Raw genomic sequence first — 18,483 nt, forward strand, 5'->3', positions numbered from 1 at the left:
GTCCGGACGTGTGAGCGCACGTCGATCATCAGCAGATGACCCGCTCCGAACCCACCGATTACACCTCGTCGGCCGACGACTTCGCCGAAAGACTCTTCGCATCCGCTCTGGCCACCGCCGAGACCATGAGTATCTACGTGGGTGAACGCCTGGGTGGTACGCCGATCTCGCGACCCACGGTCCCACCGGCGCCGACGACGTCGCCGCGCGCACGGGCACACATCCCCGATATGCACGCGAATGGCTGGAGATGCAGGCCGCCTACGGCATCGTCGACGCCGATCCCGATGCCACGCCACCGCTCTTCGCGCTGCCACCCGCCCACGCCGAGGTCCTGCTCGACGAGCACAGTCTGACCTATCTGGGGGCGCTGCCCCGAATGTATGCCGCCGCGTTCACCCATCTTCCCGAGCTGATGGCGGCCTACCGCGACGGGGGCGGGGTGAGCTGGGCACAACTCGGTGCCGACGCCCGCGAGTGTCAGGCCGCACTCAATCGCCCCTGGTTCGAGCAACGTCTCGCACCGGCACTGGCCGGCGTCGACCATCTGCACGCCGTGCTGTCCCGGCCGGGCGCCCGCGTTCTCGACGTGGGCTTCGGGGGCGGTTGGTCGACCATCGCACTCGCCGAGGCCTACCCCGGCGCCACCGTCACCGGCCTCGACATCGACCCCGAATCGGTGCGCATGGCGCAACGCAACGCCGCCGCGCGCGGAGTGTCCGAGCGCGTCGACTTCCGCATGGCCGACGGCGATTCCGCCCGTGCCGCAGGCAGTTTCGACATCGCGTTCGCCTTCGAATGTGTACATGACATGCCGCAGCCGGTCGATGTCCTCGCGTCCGTGCACGCGGCGCTGGCTCCCGGGGCGTCCATGGTGGTCATGGACGAGGCAGTCTCCGATCGATTCGACGGCCCGGCCGATGAGGTGGACCGGCTGATGTACGGCTTCTCGATGTTTGTATGCCTGCCCGACGGGATGTCCGTCCAGCCGTCGGCCGCGACCGGCACGGTGATGCGCCCTGACACGCTGGCCCGGTATGCGCGCGACGCCGGATACCGTTCCGCCGCAACGCTACCCATCGACGATTTCGCATTCTTCCGGTTCTACGAACTCGCCACGTGACCCCGGCCCGTGGTTCCCCGGCCGGATGTACCTGCGACGACGCCAACGCAGCGAGGCACCGCCTGGGCGTCGGACTCGTCAATGAATTTCCAACACCGGACCCTAGAATGCTGCTGTGAACTGCGACGTCCCTGATGCCCCGCGAGCGCCACGACTGCTACCCGACGTCGATTCGCAGATCAGTATGCAGGCGAATCGCTCCTGGTGGGATTCCGACGCCGAGGAGTATCACCGTGAGCACGGCGAGTTTCTCGGCACCGGCCGCGACGGTGGTGATTTCGTCTGGTGCCCAGAAGGTGTCCGCGAGGAGGATGCCCACCTCCTCGGCGACATCGCCGATCGGGATGTGTTGGAGATCGGCTGCGGATCGGCACCATGCGCGCGCTGGCTGACCGCACACGGCGCACGCGCGGTCGGCATCGATCTGTCGCGTCGGATGCTGGCGATCGGGGTCGCGGCGATGGGCCGCGACGCTCGGCGGGTCCCGCTGATCCAGGCAACCGCCGAGGCACTCCCCTTTGCCGACGATTCCTTCGACTCCGCGTGTTCGGCCTTCGGCGCGGTCCCGTTCGTGGCCGACTCCGCCCGGGTGATGGCCGAGGTCGCCCGGGTACTGCGTCCCGGCGGACGGTGGGTGTTCGCGGTGAATCATCCGATGCGCTGGATGTTCCCCGACGATCCCGGCCCCGACGGCCTGACGGTCTCCATCCCCTACTTCAGCCGTACCCCCTACGTCGAGACCGACGAGACGGGTGAGGTCACCTACGTCGAACATCACCGCACCATCGGTGACCGGGTCCGCGAGATCCGCGCCGCCGGACTGATCCTCGACGACATCATCGAACCGGAGTGGCCCGACGGTTTCGACCGCGTCTGGGGTCAATGGAGTCCGTTGCGGGGCAGCTACTTTCCGGGCACCGCGATTTTTGTGTCGCATCTGTCGGAGGATCGCCGCGCAATCAACTGACCTCGAATACCCAGGCGCGCGGAAAGGTCAGCTCTCCGTTGGCAGACCACTGGTAGTCGCGTGCCATGCCGGACCCGCTGTAGCGGCGGAAGTAGTCCGCCATGGCAGCGCGCGTGGTCACACCTGAGTCGATCGCTGCCAACATGATGGTGGCCAGATCGTATGGCTCCGAGGCAAAGACGAAGGGCTCCTGCTGGAACTTGTCGCGGTAGGCGGCGCTGAACTTCGGAGTCGCTGGTCCGCACGGACAGGTCACCAAGCTGCGCGACGCAGCTGGACCGGCCGTTGCCGGGAAGCGCGGGTTGTACACCGAGTCAGGACCCGCGAGAAAGACTGATGTCACCGCGGCCGCCCGCAGCTGGCGCACCAACGCCGACGCCTCCAGGTAGGTGCCGGCGTAGAAGACCGCATCCGGAGCGATTTGCTTGATCCGTGAGACCTGCTCCGAGTAGTCATTGGCCCCGCGCGTGACGGTGAGAACGCATCCGACGGCAGCTGCCTGTCCCAGGTTCGCGGCCACCGTCGGTGCGAGATCGCTTGAGCTGTCGGAGTCGTTGCCCACTACACAGACCTTGTTGAATCGTCGGGTCTTGGACATGTGGTTCGCCGCGGCGACACCGAGATCCTGGTCGGTGATGGTGCCCCGGAAGAAGGTGCGCCACCCGGACTGGACCAACTTCGGGGATGTGGCCGACGGACTGGCAAATACAAGGCCAGCGGTGTTGAGTGCCGGACCCATCGCGAAAGCCTCTCCCGATGTCCAGGGTCCCACGAGACCGACGACCGACGGATCGCCGAGGATGCCGGCTGGCAGTTGGGCGGCCCGCTCGGGTGTGCCCTCCGTGTCGAATTCACGAAGTCTCACCTGGCAGCCGGGATTTGCCTCATTGTGAGCGGAAACGGCAAGGCCGACCCCGTTGCGCATGCCGCTCGCTCGCTCAGTCCGCTCGCCACTCAGCGGCCCAGCCCAGGCGATCGTTGTCACCGGACAGGTCGCATGTCCCGATCCGCGAGGATCGAGTGCCTGATTCTCGTCGTGGGCGGCCACGCTGCCGTCGGCGTTGATCTCCGTGAGCGGCACAAAGGTGCCCGGCAGAGCGCCATCAGTGGACGACGCGTTGGATTCTCCGTTCGACCTGAACACGGACACACCGACGACGGCGAGCAACGCGACGGCCAGAACGCCGGCGACGAGGGCCGCCCACAGCAGCTTGCGCCGACGCCCTTTCGCTGGTTGAGACGACGAGACCAACGGTGGTTGGGATGGATGTGACTGCGGTTGCGATGGCCAGGATGACTGCGATGGCGGTCCCATCGGTCCCACCGCCTGTTGGCCGGGTCCGGGCGCTGCGCCACCCGATGCCGGTGGCGGACTGGACGATTCATGGGCAGCGGAGTAGCCCATGGCAGCGATCGGACCAGCACGCTGGGCACGCAGCGACTCCGGTGACACGGTCGGTCCGATGCCGGGCCTCGGCGGGCGTGCCACCACCTGGGTTGCCGCGGGCGATGACGTCGGACCGACATGGAGGAGGGCGGCCGTGAACTCATGCGCGAAATCGGCACATGTCGGGTATCTCGCCGCCGGTTCCCTCGCCACTGCGCGGCGCATGCAATGATCCACGGGGGCAAGGTCCGGCGACGTCTCGGATGGCAGCATCGGCGGTTGAGTCAACTGCGCCGCGACCAACGCACCCGGGTGCTCGGCGGTGAATGGCGCCCCCCTGTCAGTAGTTCGAACGCGGTCGACGCGAGCGAATACTGATCGGCGCGATCGGTGGCCGACACCCCCTCCAGCACCTCCGGTGCCGCGTAGCGAAATGTCCCGATGAACGCGGAGGTCGCTGTCAACCGCGCACCGGACATCAGGCGGGCGATGCCGAAGTCCAGCAAAACCACACGATCGAGGGCGGTCGAGTCCTCGGCTCGAGTAACCATGATGTTGGCCGGCTTGACATCTCGGTGCACCACGTCGTGGTGATGCGCGTAGTCGAGAGCCTCCGCAGCTCGAGCAATCACCACGCCCACTTCAGCGCTCGTCAGATGCTGACCCGAGGCCAGGTCGGCGCCGTCGACGAAGTCCATGGTGAACCACGGGGTCCGCTCCTCGATCCCGTAGTGATAGATGGTCACGATGCCGGGGTGTTTCAGCGCTGCCGCCGTTCTGGCCTCGCGTGTGAACCGTTCTTCGAACTGTGGGTCGCCATGGTCGACCGCGATCAGCTTCAGCGCCTCCAGGCGACCCAGGTGCGGATGCTCGACAAGGTAGACCTGCCCCATTCCGCCTTGCCCGATCATGCGCAGCACCCGATACCCGGCGAACCGTGCCCCGGTTTCAAGATTCACAGCAGGGACCTCCAGCGCCCCCCCCCGGGTGCGGATGCTCGGAGCGTCACAGCCATCCGCCTGAACTGTGATGTGACTCACACTAGGAGCGTCGGGGTCTGCTTGTATTGGGCTCGGCGACGCAATCCACCGTTCGGAGGACACCGACGGCGACTCGACGGACTTGGCATCGCATAACCTATGCGGCACGCTGATCGGCGATGCCCGACGAATTCCTCATCGCCCGCAACCCCGAGGAAGGCACGACGCTGCCCTATCTCGTCCGACTGCCGCTCGGGACAGACGGAATCGTGCTCAAGGTGCGCGAGACGTGGCCCCGGACAAGCAAGGTGTATTGCCACCGCGTCGCCGACTGGCCTGAGGACGCCGAGATCGTCGAACGGCTCCCGGTCCGCTCCATCAGGAAACGTGGCGCCGCGATCGACCTCGTCCTCGACCGGGGACGGGAGAACCGATCACAGTTCGTCCTCACCCGCGCGCGTGGGCGCGAGATGATCTTCTGGCAGTCGCGTCGTACCGCGAAGCAGGCCCGGCCCAACGTGAACACCCCGAAAGCGCGGGCACACGGTCAGGTATTCGAGATCGCTGTCGACACCCGGGAGCGGTACGGCTATCGCTTCGCCGAGCAGCAGGCGACCACCGTCAAGCGTGCGCTCCCGTCCGGCGACTACGCCGTCTTCGACGAGGATGAGCTGATCGCCGTCGCCGAGCGCAAGAGCATCGAAGACCTCGCCGGGACACTGTTGTCGGGCAAACTCACCTACCAGCTGGCCGAGTTGTCGACCGCACCCCGCGCCGCGGTCGTCGTCGATTCCGGCTACTCCCGGCTGTTCAAACTCGAGCACACGCCGGCGTCGTCGGTGGCCGATGCCGTCGCCGAGGCACAGGCGCGTTTCCCGTCGGTGCCGATCGTGTTCTGCGAGACCAGAGCACTCGCGCAGGAGTGGCTCTATCGATGGTTCGGTGCGTGCCTGCACGAGGCGGCACTGTCGGGCACCTCGGGTCACGCGTTCGCTCAGGACAACGAGACCGTCCCCGCGCCGGCGAAGCCGCCAACCCCGACGTCCGGACAGATTCGAGAATGGGCTCGCGCCAACGGTTTTCAGGTGTCTGACCGCGGGCGAATCCCCCGCGAGGTGCAGTCGGCTTTCGCCGATGCCCAGCGGTGATGTCGACCGGGCCCATTTCGGTCAGTCGATCACGCCCCGCCGCCGTGCCTCGGCAACCGCAGCGGTGCGCGAGCCGACTCCCAGCTTCGTGAATGCATGCACCAGGTGTGACTTGACCGTCATCTCACTCAACATGAGTTCGCGGGCGATCTGCCGGTTGCTGCGGCCCGTCGCCACCTCGGCGATGATCTCGATCTCACGGGGCGTCAGGACGGTGTCCGGCGGAGTGCGCATCCGCGACAGCAGCCTCGACGCCACGGCAGGCGACAGCGCGCTCTCCCCGGCCGCAGCTCCTCGGACCGCGCTCACCAATTCCTCGGGTGGGGTGTCCTTCAGCAGGTAACCGCTGGCGCCTGCCTCGATGGCGGCAAGGATGTCGGCATCGGTGTCGTAGTTGGTCAGCACGAGGACGCTGGGCGCGTTCGGGGATTCCCGGATCTGTCTGGTCGCCTCGACACCACCGCGGCCGTCCCCGAACCGGAGATCCATCAGTACCACGTCGACGCGTGTTCCCAGAACCGCCGTGCACAGTCGGACCGCCTCGTCCGCGGTGGTCGCCTCGGCGACGACCCGGATGTCGTCGTGATGCGCGAGAAGTGCGCGCAGACCGGCACGCACGATCGCGTGATCGTCGGCGAGCACGACGGACAGCGTGGAATCCCCGGCCGAGTCAGCCACGGTCATACCGCACACGCCGTGCCGCCGAGTCGGATTCCATCGGCTCGATGTCGACCGACTCATCCGGCGAGCAGATCGGAAAGGCAACCGCCACAGACGTGTTGCCGGGTTCGGAGGTGATGTCGAGCTGACCGTCGAGTTCTTCGGCGCGACGCCGAATCGTCGCGAGTCCGAACGCTTGCGCATCCTCGACGTCGAACCCCCTTCCGTTGTCCACGATGTCGAGATGGACACGGTCGGGTGCGTAGGTGATCGTGACGCGCAAGGACGTCGCGCCGGAATGCCGGACCACGTTGGAGACCGCGCCCTGAGCGATGCGCACCATCACCGACTCGAGAGCCATCGGCAATACCTCGGGGTTCCCGTCCACGACGACGTCGGTGTCGATGCCGTGCGTGCCGGCCCCGTCCGCGATACGTCGGATGGCCGAGACGAGCGACCTGCCGGCGAGCGGGGCGGGACTGAGTTCGGCGATCAGCCGACGAGTCTCGGTCAATGCCTCGGCCGCCGCTTCGCGGGCTACCGGCAACTCGGCGGGCACCGGCGCATCGGCGTGGACGACCGACCGTTCCGCGGCGAACAACAACATCTGGATACTGGACAGGCTCTGGGCAACCGTGTCGTGGATCTCCCGCGACAGGCGTTCACGCTCTCGTGCCCGGCCGACGGCGCGTTGCTCGGCCGCCAGGTTCTCCCGGGTGGCCACCAACTCGTCGATGAGCTGTTGCCGGGCAACAACTTCGGCGTAGAGACCGCGGTATCCGGCAGAGATGACCACGGCGACGCCGGCGCCGAGGACCGGGCCGATCAGGGCCGCTACCGACCAGCCGTTGTGTGCGGCGAACCCGACGACCGCGACGACGGTCGCGGCGCAGACCGCCAGGGTGCCGCGGCGCATCCCGAGCAGGTGCAGATACACGAAGAACAGCACGAACGCCAGATACACGGCTTCGGCACTCACACACAGACAGGCCAGCCACGCCACCGTGAGGGCGGCGGCCCACCCGTACCCCCACGCTTTTCCGACTGGATGTAGCGGCGTCTTCCCGGCGATCGCGACAGCCCCGACGACGTAGGTGATGGCCCAGGCGAGCGCAAGTGCCGCCGCAGCCACGCCACCTCCACTGTCCGCGATGAGCGCGCGGAGCGCGACGACACCGGCGAGGACGACTGCCAGCACATGCAGGCTCCACTGCAGCGCGGTGGCTGCCGAACTCGCGGCTGTTCGATGCATGTCCCCCAACGGTAGCGTCCGATCGTCTCAGCGCATCCATCAAAAGTGCCAGACGGCACGACACCAACGATGCAGCCAACCGCATCCGGACGCGCGACGCCGTCGACCCAGCACGCGACGACACTGGTCATCGAACCCGTCGAAAGGAATGTCATGTTCGTCGCCATTCGCGAACTCCGCAGAGCCCGAGGGCGATTCGCACTGATCACGCTCGTCGTCGTCCTGGTGACGGTGCTCGTCACCTTCCTCGGTGGACTCACGGCAGGACTGCGTCACCAAAATGTGTCGGCACTGAACGCGCTGCCCGGATCGCAGATCGTGTTCGCCGCCAACGGCACCGATCCGTCCTATGACCGTTCGGCCCTCGACCCGGCGAGCATCTCTGGCTGGCAGGCGTCGGGTGCCGAAGTCACCGAGGTGGGCATCTCGCGCAATCAGGCGACCACCCATCAGCACTCCGATCCCTTTCAGGTTGCCCTGTTCGGCATCAGCGGTGCCGCTCGCAATCCCGCTCCGGGAACCGTATTCGTCAGCAGTCCGGCGGCCGCGGAGCTCGGGGTCTCGCCCGGTCAGACGGTATCACTGGGTAATCGCGAGTTCCGGGTTGCCAACACAGTCGGCGATCTCTGGTACGCGCACACACCGGTGGTCTACCTCGCACTGTCCGACTGGCAGCAGCTGAGCCCGAACTCCGGTGCAGCCACCGTCCTGGCGGTGAATCCGGCACCCGGCACCGACGTCGGCGCGTTGGCGAAGGCCACCCGCACCACAAGTATGTCCACGTCGGATTCGCTCGCAGCCTTGCCGTCCTACAACGCGGAGAACACCTCGCTGACTCTGATGACCCTGATGTTGCTGGCCATCTCGGCACTGGTCATCGGCGCCTTCTTTCTCGTGTGGGCCATCCAGCGCATCCCGGATACTGCCGTCCTCAAGGCCCTCGGCGCACCCACCGCCAAGCTCGCTGTTGATGCGCTCGGTCAGGCGGGCATCGTTCTGGTCGGCGGCAGTCTGATCGGCATCTCCGTCACGATCGGCGCCGGCGGGCTTCTCGGCTCCATTCCGTTCGTGCTGTCCACGAGCACGGTGCTGTGGCCGGCCACCGCCATCGTCCTTCTCGGCCTCGCGGGCGCGGCGCTGTCGCTCCGCTACGTCGTCACCACCGACCCACTCACCGCACTAGGGAGCACCCGATGATCACCGATACCGCACACATGCCCGACATCACCCCGGCCGCGCACGACGTCGCCCTCGACCTGCGGGACCTCACCCGGCGGTTCCCCGACGGCGATACCCGCATCACCGCTCTCGATCGGGTCGATCTGCGTCTACCGCGAGGTTCCATCGCCGCCATCACCGGTCCGTCCGGGTCAGGTAAGTCCACGCTGCTCGCCGTGGCGGGCACCCTGCTACGCCCGGACTCCGGCAGCGTCCACCTGAACATCGACGGCGATCCGGTCGAGGTTACCGGCCTCAGCAGGGCCCGGCTTGCCGCCATCCGGCTCACGCATATCGGGTTCGTCTTCCAGCAACCGAACCTCATTCCGTCCCTCACCGCGACCGAACAGCTCGAAGCCGTCGCGCGTCTCACGAGCTCGACGAGTTGGCGTCCGGCCCGAGCACGCCGCATCCGTGAACGCGCCCACGAACTGCTCGATGCGGTCGGCCTGTCCGAGCACGCCGGCAGGCTACCCGGCCAGATGTCGGGCGGGCAACGACAACGCGTCAACATCGCCCGTGCCCTGATGAACCGGCCCGACGTGCTGTTGGTGGACGAACCCACCAGTGCTCTCGACAGTGAGCGAGGGGCAGCCATCATCGATCTGATCGTCGAGCTCACTCGTGAGCGCAACACCGGAACCCTTCTCGTCACCCACGATCTCACCCATCTCGATCACATGGACAACACCTACGAGATGGTCGACGGACGACTGTCGATCAAGAACCCGAGCCGGCCGACTTCGTGATCGCCTGCACGATCCCCTCACCCACCTGGGACGTCGAAGCGCTGCCGCCCAGGTCTGCGGTGGCAAGTCCCGACGCCAAGGTGGCCGCCACAGCATCCGCGATGCGATCGGCGACGGCGGCCAGTCGAGGGTCGTCGTCACGATTTCCCCACCAGCGCAACATCATCGCGGCCGACGCGACGATGGACACCGGGTTCGCGACGCCACGACCCGCGATGTCCGGCGCGGCCCCGTGGGTGGCCTGTGCCATCACCTTGGTCGCGGAGCAGTTCACCGATCCGGCCAGCCCGAGCGAGCCGGCCAACTCGGCTGCGAGATCAGACAGTATGTCGCCGAACAGGTTCTCGGTGACGAGGACGTCGAACTCAGCCGGACGCCGAACCAGCAGCGCGGCCATCGCATCGACGTGCTTGTCGTCGACGACGACGTCCGGATACTCGGCGGCGACCTCGCGGCAGACGTCGCGGAACAACCCGGTCGTGAGCTGCAGGACATTGGCCTTGTGCACGATCGTGAGCCGTCGCGAGCGCTGCTCGGCGATCGCAAAGGCCTGGCGTGCAATACGTTCGGTGGCCTGCCGGGTGATCACCCCCACCGCGAGGGCCACATCCGGGGTCGGCATGAATTCACCGGAACCGACGGCCATGTTGCGGTCGGCGTACAGACCCTCCGAGTTCTCCCGCACGATCATCACGTCGATGCCGGGGGTGGTGGCCGGCACACCCGGGTAAGCGCGGCACGGTCGCAGATTGGCGTAGAGGCCATATCGCTTGCGGCACAGCGCACTGGGATTCGGCATGCGCAGATGCTCCGGCGGATACGACGCCGAGTCATGCGGACCCAGAATCCAGGCGTCCAGAGTATCGAGGACCGCGAGACTCTCCGCCGGCAACGACGACCCGTGCGAAGAGATCGCCGACGACCCCATCGGCAGTTCAACCCACTCGATGCCGACATCCTCGAGCGCTGCGGCGGCGTCCACCGCGGCGAGGGCACACGGCACTATCTCGGCACCGATGCCGTCGCCGTACAGAACGCCGATCCGCAGGTCAGCGCCCATCAGTGGGCCGCGTCGTCCCAGGACCGCCCGAACCCGACCGACACCTCCAGGGGCACCGACAGCGTGATCGCGGCACCCATCTCCTCGCGCACCACCGCCTCGACGGCGTCACGTTCACCCGTCGCCACCTCGACGACGAGTTCATCGTGCACCTGCAGCAGCATCCGTGATCTGAGCTCTTCGGACTGAAGTCGCTTGTGCACGTTGATCATCGCGACCTTGATGATGTCGGCGGCGGTGCCCTGGATGGGGGCGTTGAGCGCCATCCGCTCGGCCGACTGACGCCGCTGCCAGTTGTCGCTGTTGAGGTCCGGCAGATAGCGGCGACGACCAAACAGTGTTGCGGTGTACTCGTTACGCCTCGCCTCGGCGACGACGTCGTGCAGGTAGTCGCGCACCCCGCCGAACCTCGCGAAGTAGGCGTCCATCTGTTCCTTGGCCTCGTCACGGCTGATCTTGAGCTGCGCGGCGAGACCAAAGGCACTGAGCCCGTAGGCAAGTCCGTACGACATGGCCTTCACCCGATGACGCATCTCGGTGGTCACCTCGTCGATCGGCACGCCGAAGGCGCGCGACCCGACGAAGTTGTGCAGGTCCTCCCCGGTGTTGAACGCTTCGATCAGCCCGGCGTCCTCGGACAGGTGCGCCATGATCCGCATCTCGATCTGGCTGTAGTCGGCGGTCATCAGGCAGTCGAAGCCATCGCCGGTACCACCATCGTGCCCGCTCGATCCGCTCCCGGCGCCCACACCATCGGGCCCGCTCGCTCCGCTCCCGGCGCCCACACCACCATCCCCGCTCGCTCCGCTCCCGGCGCCCACAATGAAGCCCTGCCGGATCTCCCGTCCCGCGGCGGTGCGGACCGGGATGTTCTGCAGATTCGGTTCGGTCGAAGACAACCGGCCCGTCGCCGCGATCGTCTGGTTGAAGGTGGTGTGGATTCGCCCGTCGTCGGCCACCGACTTCAGGAGGCCGTCGACGGTCACCTTCAGCCGGGTGGCGTCGCGATGCTCGAGGAGATGAGCGAGGAACGGGTGCTCGGTCTTCTCGTACAAGGCCTGCAGCGCATCAGCATCGGTGGTGTACCCGGTCTTGGTCTTCTTCGTCTTCGGCATGTCGAGTTTGTCAAAGAGCACCGTCTGCAACTGCTTGGGTGAGCCGAGGTTGATCTGCTCGCCGATGACGTCATAGGCGGCGTTGGCCGCGACGCGGATACGCTGCGCGAAGTTCTTCTCCAACTCGCCGAAGTGGTCGACGTCCACCGCGATGCCCGCCGCTTCGAGATCGGCCAGCACAAAGGCCAGCGGCAACTCCATCTCGGTGAGCAACGGCAGCGAGTCGATCCGGTCGAGCTCGGTGTCGAGGACCTCGGCCAGTTCGACGACGGCGCGCGCTTCCAGCATGTGCTGTTCGGCGAGCTTCGCGGCTCCCCCGTCGTCGTCGAGCAGCGAGAGCTGCCCGTCACCGGACCCGTCGTCGGCACGCAACTCACGACGGAGGTAGCGCAGGGCGAGGTCGTCGAGGTTGAAGGTGCGCTGACCGGGCCGCACGATGTAGGCCGCCAGCGACGTGTCACTGGTGACCCCGGCGAGCGTCCAGCCCCGCGACCGCAACGCATGAATCCCCCACTTGACCTCGTGCAGGGCCTTGCCCATCGCGGGGTCGGCAAGCCAGTCGGCAAGGGCCTGCTCGTCGTCGGCGTCGACGGCGGTGACATCGACGTAGGCCGAGGTGCCGTCGGCAGCGGCGATTGCCAGGCCGGTGGGGTCGGCGCCGACCACCACATGCGGTGCGGTGACCGCGAGTCCGCTGCGTCCGGTGCCGGCGTGCTCGGCGAGCCACGCCCGCACCTCGCCCTGCCCCAACACAGCTCCGTCCAGATCGAAGCCCGATTCCGCTTCGGGCGTCGCGGAACTCAGCGTCGAGAACAGTCGATCGCGCAGAACTCGGAACTCGAGATCGTCGAAGAGCTGGTGGATGCGGTCGCGGTCCCAGCCGACCATGGCCAGTTCGTCGGGCCCGGCCGGCAGTTGCATGTCGCGGACCAGTTCGGTGAGCTGACGATTGGTCTGCACCGACGCCAGGTTTGCGCGCAGTGCGTCGCCGACCTTGCCCTTCACCTCGTCGACATGATCGACGAGGGAGGCCAGCGAGCCGTACTCCCGAATCCACTTCGAGGCCGTCTTCTCCCCCACACCCGGAATGCCGGGAAGGTTGTCGCTGGGGTCACCACGCAGCGCCGCATAGTCCGGATACTGTGTCGGCGTCAACCCGTACTTCTTCTCCACCTCGGCCGGGGTGAACCGCGTCAGCTCCGAGACCCCCTTGCGCGGGTAGAGCACCGTCACCGAGTCGTTGACCAGCTGCAACGAATCGCGGTCGCCGGTGACGACCAGCACCGAGTAGCCCTCGGCGTCGGCCTGGGTGGCGAGCGTGGCGATGATGTCGTCGGCCTCGTACCCCTCGATCGCCATCACCGGGATACCCAGGGCGTCGAGCACTTCCTTGGTGAGGTCGACCTGACCGTTGAACTCGTCCGGCGACTTGGATCGTTGCGCCTTGTACGCGGGGTACATCTCCGAGCGGAAGGTCTTGCGCGAGACGTCGAAGGCGGCCGCGATGTGCGTCGGTTCCTCATCGCGGAGCAGGTTGATGAGCATCGACGTAAAGCCGTAGACAGCGTTGGTGGTCTGCCCGGTCGCGGTCTTGAAGTTCTCGGCGGGCAGCGCGAAGAACGCACGGTAGGCCAGTGAATGGCCGTCGAGGAGCATCAGTACCGGCTTGCGCTCGGCCTTCTTACCCCGGGTGGTCGTCTTGGTCGCTGTCGTGGAACTCTGCGCGGGACTCACCTCTGGGAGTCTAGTGATGTGCCCCGACAGCTGATGCGGCCGTCACGGCATCGGCCGGTACATCAGCCATACCTTCGGGCCGTCATACGGCAGCACCACCTCGTCGGTCACGCGGAACCCGAACCGTTCATAGAGCGGGACGTTGCGTTCATGCGAACTTTCCAGGTACGCAGGTGCCTCGATCTGGGACAACCGATGTTCGAGCAGCGCGGTGCCGATTCCGAGTCCGGGTGCGGCCGCGCCGATCTGGCCGAGATACCAGTGCGGTTCCTTGGGTCGACGGGGTGTGAAGGTCTGCTCGATGGCGATCCCGCGCGGCATGCGCGGACCGAGCGCACGGGCAAATCGGAGCATGGACACCGCCTGATCGCGCACACCGACCTTGTGGCCGGGCGGCTCCCATGCGGAGGCGCCCGCGGCGACACCGTCGCGGATGGCCAGATCGAAGGTCGAGCGCGCGCCGTGCACGTTCTCCACGAGCACGCGATGCAGCAGACGATGCCTGCGGCGATCTGGCTGGAGCCACACCATCACCGGGTCGTCGATGAAGGCCTGGGTCAACACCCGCTCCACCACGTCGAGGTCCGTCGTCGCCGCCACACGCACCGCCACCATGGGTCAAGACTACGGATCCGCGACACGATCGTCGCCCGACCGGAGACTGACACCCCACTGACCACGGACGCATCAGATGTAACCTCCGGGAAACGCAGTTGTCGTCACCTTGAAGCGATGTGGCCGCTAAGGTCCGGCAATGCGGCGGTGGGGAGATCGTGGCCCCAATGCGTCGGCAAATGATCGACTCGACCGGGAGGTTGCACACGCGATGACCCAGCCTGACTGCCAGGTGGCCGTACCGGCCGAATCCCCTCCGGGACACCCACGATCCGCCCTGGCACGATGCGTCTCGCTCCTACTCCTGTTGATGGCGGCACTTGCTGTCGGTGGCGTCGTCGGGACCTCTTCGGCATCCGCGGCGCCCGAAGACGCCGTTCGGGTGTTCGGCGTCCTGCGCAACGGGGCAACGCCGGTCCCCAACGTCACCATCCAGGCGAAAGAGAGCTCCGGTGCGGTGGTCGGTACTGCGACGTCGGCCTCGACCGGGTCCTGGGAGATCGAGGTACAGCCGGGCCAGTACACCGTGGTCCTCGACGCCAAGACACTCCCTCAAGGGGTGACGGTGCAGGAGGACGAGGTGAAGGTCACCGTCGAGGAGGGCTCCGACAAGCCGGTCATCTTCTCCTTCGGCGCCAAACGCACCGGCCTGGAGGTGTCACCGCTCGAAGAACTCACCCGGCTCACCATCGACGGACTGCGCTTCGGTCTCATCATCGCGATCACCGGTGTGGGCCTGAGCCTCATCTTCGGCACCACGGGGCTGACCAACTTCGCGCACGGTGAGCTCGTCACCCTGGGTGCGGTCATCGCCTGGGTCATCAACGTCAAACTCGGGGTGCAATTGATCCCGGCGACGATCATCGCGGTCGTGATCGGCGTGGGTGTCGGCATCGTCAACGAACTCGGCTTGTGGCGTCCCCTGCGCCGACGACGAACCGGGCTGGTGGCCATGCTGGTGGTGTCCATCGGTCTCGCCCTGGTCATCCGCTACCTCATCCTGATGTTCTTCTCCGACCGGTCCGAGCCATTCGCCGACTATCAGGTGCAGACCCAGATCGGCTCCGGGGCTTTCGCGATCACCCCGGTCAACCTGGCCTGCATCATCATCAGCCTCGTCACGCTGCTCGCGGTGGCGGTGATGCTGCAGAAGACCCGAATCGGCAAAGCAATGCGCGCCGTCGCCGACAACCGCGACCTCGCCGAATCCTCCGGCATCAACGTCGACCGCGTCATCTTGTTCGTCTGGGGTTTGGCCGGCGGCCTCGCGACACTCGGCGGTGTGCTCTTCGCACTGTCCGAGCTCGGCGGGCGCGTGCAATGGGAGATGGGTTTCAAACTGTTGTTGCTAATGTTCGCCGGCATCACCCTCGGCGGCCTGGGTACCGCCTACGGTGCGCTGCTCGGCTGCGTGATCGTCGGACTCGTCGTTCAGCTCTCGACATACGTACTCAGTCCCGACCTCAAATACATCGGCGGGCTGCTGATCCTCATCGTCATTCTCACCATCAGGCCTCAGGGCATTCTCGGATCACGAGCGAGGATCGGCTGACATGGACATCGTCTCCGCACTACAGGTCGCGCTGGCGCAGCTCGTCGGACCGTCGGCCATCTTCTACGCGCTCCTCGCGATCGGACTCAACCTGCATTTCGGCTACGCAGGCCTGCTCAACTTCGGTCAGATCGGCTTCGCGCTGCTCGGCGGCTACGGCGTCGGCATCATGGCCGTCAACTACGACCAGCCGCTGTGGTTGGGCGCCATCGTCGGCATCGCGGCCGCGGCCGTACTGGCCATGGTTCTCGGTGTGCCGACGCTACGACTACGCGCGGACTACCTGGCCATCGTCACCATCGCGGCCTCGGAGATCCTGCGGCTGGTGTTCCGATCGACGTCGACCGACGAGGTCACCCACTCCACCAACGGGATCTACGGCTATTCGGCACCGTTCTACGCCCAGAGCCCGTTCGACAACGGCAAGCAGTATTCCTTCCTCGGGATCAAGTTCATCGGCGGTGACCTGTGGGCGATGGTGATCGGGTGGAGCATCGTCGCGCTGCTGTGCCTCATGGTGTACCTGCTCTCGCACAGCCCGTGGGGACGCGTGCTGAAGGCCGTTCGCGAGGACGAGGACGCGGCCCGCGCACTGGGCAAGAACGCCTACTTCTTCAAGATGCAGGCGCTGGTTCTCGGCGGATGTATCGGCGCACTCGGTGGCGTGTTCAATTCCCTTGCCTCACCGTCGATCAACCCCGACTTCTTCTCCACGGCACAGACCTTCTTCGCCTACGGCGCACTCATCCTCGGCGGCGCGGCCACGGTGTTCGGTCCGGTGGTCGGGGCGATGCTCTTCTGGTTCCTGCTCGCGATTCCCGACGTGCTGCTGCGTCAGGCCACCGCCGGCGACAACCCGTTGATCTCGATGACCGAACAGCAGGTCGGCGCGGTGCGTTACGTGATCCTCGGACTCGCAATCATGCTCATGATGGTGTTCCGTCCACAGGGGATACTCGGCAACAAGAGGGAGGTGCAACTCGATGCCTGACATGCACAAGACGTCACCACCGCAGACGGACGCCACCGCAGGCGGGCGCCTCAGACCGCTGTCGGCGCACGAGCGGACCCGCATCTTCGCCGAGGTCACCGCCGAACCCGGGTCGGCCAAGCCCGATCCGATCATCAAGGTGGACAACATCACTCGCACCTTCGGCGGCCTCAAGGCGGTGCAGGTCGATCATCTGGAGATCCAGCGCGGCGCCATCACCGGTCTGATCGGCCCCAACGGAGCGGGCAAGACGACTTTCTTCAACCTCATCACCGGGTTCGACAGACCTGCCACCGGCACCTGGGAGCTCGACGGCGAGTCGCTGGGCCGGATGGTCCCGCATCAGGTCGCCCGACGCGGGATGGTGCGAACCTTCCAGCTCACCAAGGCGTTATCGAAGCTGAGCGTGCTCGACAACGTGAAGCTCGGCGCCACCGGTCAGCGCGGCGAACACTTCCTCGCCGCCCTCGCCCCCTGGATGTGGCGCCGTCAGGAACGCGAGATCACCGAGCGGGCACACGAGATGCTGGTCCGGTTCAAGCTCGACGCCAAGGCCCACGACCTGGCCGGCTCCTTGTCCGGCGGGCAGCGCAAACTGCTCGAGATGGCCCGCGCGCTGATGACCGACCCCAAGATCGTGATGCTCGACGAGCCGATGGCCGGCGTCAATCCCGCTCTGACACAGAGCCTTCTGGAGCACATCAAGTCGCTGCGCGACGACGGCGTCACCGTCGTCTTCGTCGAACACGACATGGACGTCATCCGTGACATCAGCGACTGGGTGGTAGTGATGGCCCAGGGACAGGTGATCGCCGAGACGCTGCCCCACCGGCTCGGGGAGAACGAAGCCGTGGTGGACGCCTACCTGGGCGGCCACCATGACCAGGTGCTCGAGTTCGACGACGACGGCCGGCCGGTGGGAGCCACCGCGGTCATCGCCGAACGTGTCGAGGCTGCCATCGAAGCCACCCTGGAAGAAGGTGGCGATCTGTCCACGGCCTCGGATCACCTCGTCGTCGGAAAGGCCGCCGACGACAGAAAGGGTGAGGAATGAACACCGACCCCGAATCCCTCACTCCCGCACAGCTCGCCGCCACGCCGGAGGAGCATGCGAAGCTGGCCGTCAACGCGCTGCTCCGCGCCGACGACATCACCGCCGGTTACCTGCCGGGCATCAACATTCTCGAGGGCTGCAACTTCTTCCTCGACGACGGTGAGATCGTCGGCATCATCGGGCCGAACGGTGCGGGCAAATCGACACTGCTCAAGACGTTGTTCGGGTTGATCCCGGTGCGCCGCGGTTCGGTCACTCTCCGCGACGCCGACATCACCTCGGCCAAGGCGCACGTCCTCGTCGACCGGGGTGTCGGGTATGTCCCGCAGACGCAGAATGTCTTCTCCGCGTTGACCATCGAAGAGAACCTCGAAATGGGCGTCTATCTGCGCCCCAAGAAGTTCAAGGAGCGCTTCGAGTTCGTCTCCGAACTCTTCCCGCTGCTGGCCGAACGCCGAAAGGTGAAGGCAGGGGCCTTGTCCGGCGGCGAACGTCAGATGGTCGCGATGGGCCGCGCACTCATGATGGAGCCGTCGGTGTTGCTGCTCGACGAGCCGTCGGCGGGGTTGTCCCCGATGTTCCAGGACGAGGTGTTCATTCGCTGCAAGGCGATCAACGCGACCGGCGTCTCGATCATCATGGTGGAACAGAATGCCCGTCGTTGCCTGCAGATCTGCGACCGCGGCTACGTTCTCGATCAGGGCCGCAACGCCTATACCGACACCGGCCGCAACCTCGCCAATGACCCCAAGGTGATCGAACTCTACCTGGGCACGCTGGCCGGCAGTTCGGAGAAGAAGTCGCAGCCCGCCAGGACGGAACCGCCGGGCCGGCACGCGAAGGAACCCTGAGGGGTGACACCAACGCGAGAGGGGCTG

The 18,483-nt window shown here is 66.3% G+C and carries 15 protein-coding genes and 1 pseudogene; 9 read left to right on the forward strand and 7 right to left on the reverse strand.

The genetic code is table 11. The annotated features are described in order from the left end of the window. Window positions 1–35 precede the first annotated feature (35 nt). Together GBRO_RS14290 and GBRO_RS14295 are read left to right on the forward strand one after the other, a co-directional pair. A pseudogene (locus GBRO_RS14290) lies at window positions 36–1,123 on the forward strand (class I SAM-dependent methyltransferase). 115 nt (window positions 1,124–1,238) lie between these two features. Beyond that, on the forward strand, window positions 1,239–2,090 hold the full coding sequence (locus tag GBRO_RS14295) for a class I SAM-dependent methyltransferase (protein ID WP_012834604.1): 852 nt from the start codon (window positions 1,239–1,241) through the stop codon (window positions 2,088–2,090). Here GBRO_RS14295 and GBRO_RS14300 read toward each other — a convergent pair. Further along, entirely contained in the window at window positions 2,083–3,342 is a 1,260-nt protein-coding gene (locus GBRO_RS14300; protein ID WP_012834605.1) for a branched-chain amino acid ABC transporter substrate-binding protein, read from the reverse strand. The two genes, GBRO_RS14295 and GBRO_RS14300, sit on opposite strands and share 8 nt — an antisense overlap. Before the next feature lie 419 nt (window positions 3,343–3,761). Next, window positions 3,762–4,517, reverse strand: a complete 756-nt coding sequence (locus GBRO_RS14305; RefSeq protein ID WP_148223279.1) for a serine/threonine-protein kinase — start codon at window positions 4,515–4,517, stop codon at window positions 3,762–3,764. 119 nt (window positions 4,518–4,636) lie between these two features. On the opposite strand from GBRO_RS14305, the gene GBRO_RS14310 reads away from it, so the two are divergent. Next, window positions 4,637–5,605: an ERCC4 domain-containing protein gene (locus GBRO_RS14310; protein WP_012834608.1), complete on the forward strand. Its 969-nt coding sequence runs from the start codon at window positions 4,637–4,639 to the stop codon at window positions 5,603–5,605. 21 nt (window positions 5,606–5,626) lie between these two features. Here GBRO_RS14310 and GBRO_RS14315 read toward each other — a convergent pair whose 3' ends face one another. Both GBRO_RS14315 and GBRO_RS14320 read right to left on the reverse strand, forming a co-directional pair. Further along, a complete protein-coding gene (locus GBRO_RS14315; RefSeq protein ID WP_012834609.1) occupies window positions 5,627–6,289 on the reverse strand; it encodes a response regulator in 663 nt (220 codons plus the stop codon). After that, a complete protein-coding gene (locus tag GBRO_RS14320; RefSeq protein WP_012834610.1) occupies window positions 6,276–7,517 on the reverse strand; it encodes a sensor histidine kinase in 1,242 nt (413 codons plus the stop codon). Before GBRO_RS14320 ends, GBRO_RS14315 begins: the two co-directional genes overlap by 14 nt. Window positions 7,518–7,670: 153 nt before the next feature. Between GBRO_RS14320 and GBRO_RS14325 the strand changes: the two genes are divergently transcribed. Both GBRO_RS14325 and GBRO_RS14330 read left to right on the forward strand, forming a co-directional pair. Further along, the gene (locus GBRO_RS14325) at window positions 7,671–8,714 is read left to right on the forward strand and encodes an ABC transporter permease (RefSeq protein ID WP_012834611.1); all 1,044 of its coding nucleotides are present in this window, start codon (window positions 7,671–7,673) and stop codon (window positions 8,712–8,714) included. Then, window positions 8,711–9,484: an ABC transporter ATP-binding protein gene (locus GBRO_RS14330; protein ID WP_227892899.1), complete on the forward strand. Its 774-nt coding sequence runs from the start codon at window positions 8,711–8,713 to the stop codon at window positions 9,482–9,484. Before GBRO_RS14325 ends, GBRO_RS14330 begins: the two co-directional genes overlap by 4 nt. On the opposite strand, the gene GBRO_RS14335 is transcribed toward GBRO_RS14330, so the two are convergent. The 3 genes from GBRO_RS14335 to GBRO_RS14345 are packed head-to-tail and all read right to left on the reverse strand — an operon-like array spanning window position 9,456 to window position 14,008. After that, on the reverse strand, window positions 9,456–10,544 hold the full coding sequence (locus GBRO_RS14335) for an isocitrate/isopropylmalate dehydrogenase family protein (protein ID WP_012834613.1): 1,089 nt from the start codon (window positions 10,542–10,544) through the stop codon (window positions 9,456–9,458). The genes GBRO_RS14330 and GBRO_RS14335 overlap by 29 nt on opposite strands. After that, window positions 10,544–13,393 (reverse strand): DNA polymerase I, encoded by a 2,850-nt coding sequence (gene polA / locus GBRO_RS14340; protein WP_012834614.1) that lies wholly within the window; start codon window positions 13,391–13,393, stop codon window positions 10,544–10,546. The genes GBRO_RS14335 and polA overlap by 1 nt, the downstream gene beginning before the upstream one ends. Before the next feature lie 42 nt (window positions 13,394–13,435). Next, window positions 13,436–14,008, reverse strand: a complete 573-nt coding sequence (locus GBRO_RS14345) for a GNAT family N-acetyltransferase (protein WP_012834615.1) — start codon at window positions 14,006–14,008, stop codon at window positions 13,436–13,438. Between the two features lie 310 nt (window positions 14,009–14,318). Between GBRO_RS14345 and GBRO_RS14350 the strand changes: the two genes are divergently transcribed. The 4 genes from GBRO_RS14350 to GBRO_RS14365 are packed head-to-tail and all read left to right on the forward strand — an operon-like array spanning window position 14,319 to window position 18,456. After that, complete coding sequence (locus GBRO_RS14350; RefSeq protein ID WP_041919905.1) at window positions 14,319–15,560, forward strand: branched-chain amino acid ABC transporter permease; 1,242 nt, start codon at window positions 14,319–14,321, stop codon at window positions 15,558–15,560. 1 nt (window position 15,561) lies between these two features. After that, window positions 15,562–16,551, forward strand: coding sequence for a branched-chain amino acid ABC transporter permease (locus GBRO_RS14355; protein ID WP_012834617.1), 990 nt, complete (start codon window positions 15,562–15,564; stop codon window positions 16,549–16,551). Between the two features lies 1 nt (window position 16,552). Then, a complete protein-coding gene (locus GBRO_RS14360; RefSeq protein WP_227892946.1) occupies window positions 16,553–17,605 on the forward strand; it encodes an ABC transporter ATP-binding protein in 1,053 nt (350 codons plus the stop codon). Further along, entirely contained in the window at window positions 17,602–18,456 is an 855-nt protein-coding gene (locus GBRO_RS14365) for an ABC transporter ATP-binding protein (protein ID WP_012834619.1), read from the forward strand. Before GBRO_RS14360 ends, GBRO_RS14365 begins: the two co-directional genes overlap by 4 nt. The last annotated feature ends 27 nt before the right edge of the window (window positions 18,457–18,483 follow it).

It is taken from the genome of Gordonia bronchialis DSM 43247 (assembly GCF_000024785.1).
Lineage (GTDB): Bacteria > Actinomycetota > Actinomycetes > Mycobacteriales > Mycobacteriaceae > Gordonia > Gordonia bronchialis.

What these genes read in the sequence shown, in the direction of transcription:
- GBRO_RS14310 (WP_012834608.1), top strand. Translation starts at nt 4,637, where the DNA reads ATGCCCGACGAATTCCTCATCGCCCGCAACCCCGAGGAAGGCACGACG.
- GBRO_RS14315 (WP_012834609.1), bottom strand. Translation starts at nt 6,289, where the DNA reads ATGACCGTGGCTGACTCGGCCGGGGATTCCACGCTGTCCGTCGTGCTC.
- GBRO_RS14320 (WP_012834610.1), bottom strand. Translation starts at nt 7,517, where the DNA reads ATGCATCGAACAGCCGCGAGTTCGGCAGCCACCGCGCTGCAGTGGAGC.
- GBRO_RS14325 (WP_012834611.1), top strand. Translation starts at nt 7,671, where the DNA reads ATGTTCGTCGCCATTCGCGAACTCCGCAGAGCCCGAGGGCGATTCGCA.
- GBRO_RS14330 (WP_227892899.1), top strand. Translation starts at nt 8,711, where the DNA reads ATGATCACCGATACCGCACACATGCCCGACATCACCCCGGCCGCGCAC.
- GBRO_RS14335 (WP_012834613.1), bottom strand. Translation starts at nt 10,544, where the DNA reads ATGGGCGCTGACCTGCGGATCGGCGTTCTGTACGGCGACGGCATCGGT.
- GBRO_RS14345 (WP_012834615.1), bottom strand. Translation starts at nt 14,008, where the DNA reads ATGGTGGCGGTGCGTGTGGCGGCGACGACGGACCTCGACGTGGTGGAG.
- GBRO_RS14350 (WP_041919905.1), top strand. Translation starts at nt 14,319, where the DNA reads ATGGCGGCACTTGCTGTCGGTGGCGTCGTCGGGACCTCTTCGGCATCC.
- GBRO_RS14355 (WP_012834617.1), top strand. Translation starts at nt 15,562, where the DNA reads ATGGACATCGTCTCCGCACTACAGGTCGCGCTGGCGCAGCTCGTCGGA.
- GBRO_RS14360 (WP_227892946.1), top strand. Translation starts at nt 16,553, where the DNA reads ATGCACAAGACGTCACCACCGCAGACGGACGCCACCGCAGGCGGGCGC.
- GBRO_RS14365 (WP_012834619.1), top strand. Translation starts at nt 17,602, where the DNA reads ATGAACACCGACCCCGAATCCCTCACTCCCGCACAGCTCGCCGCCACG.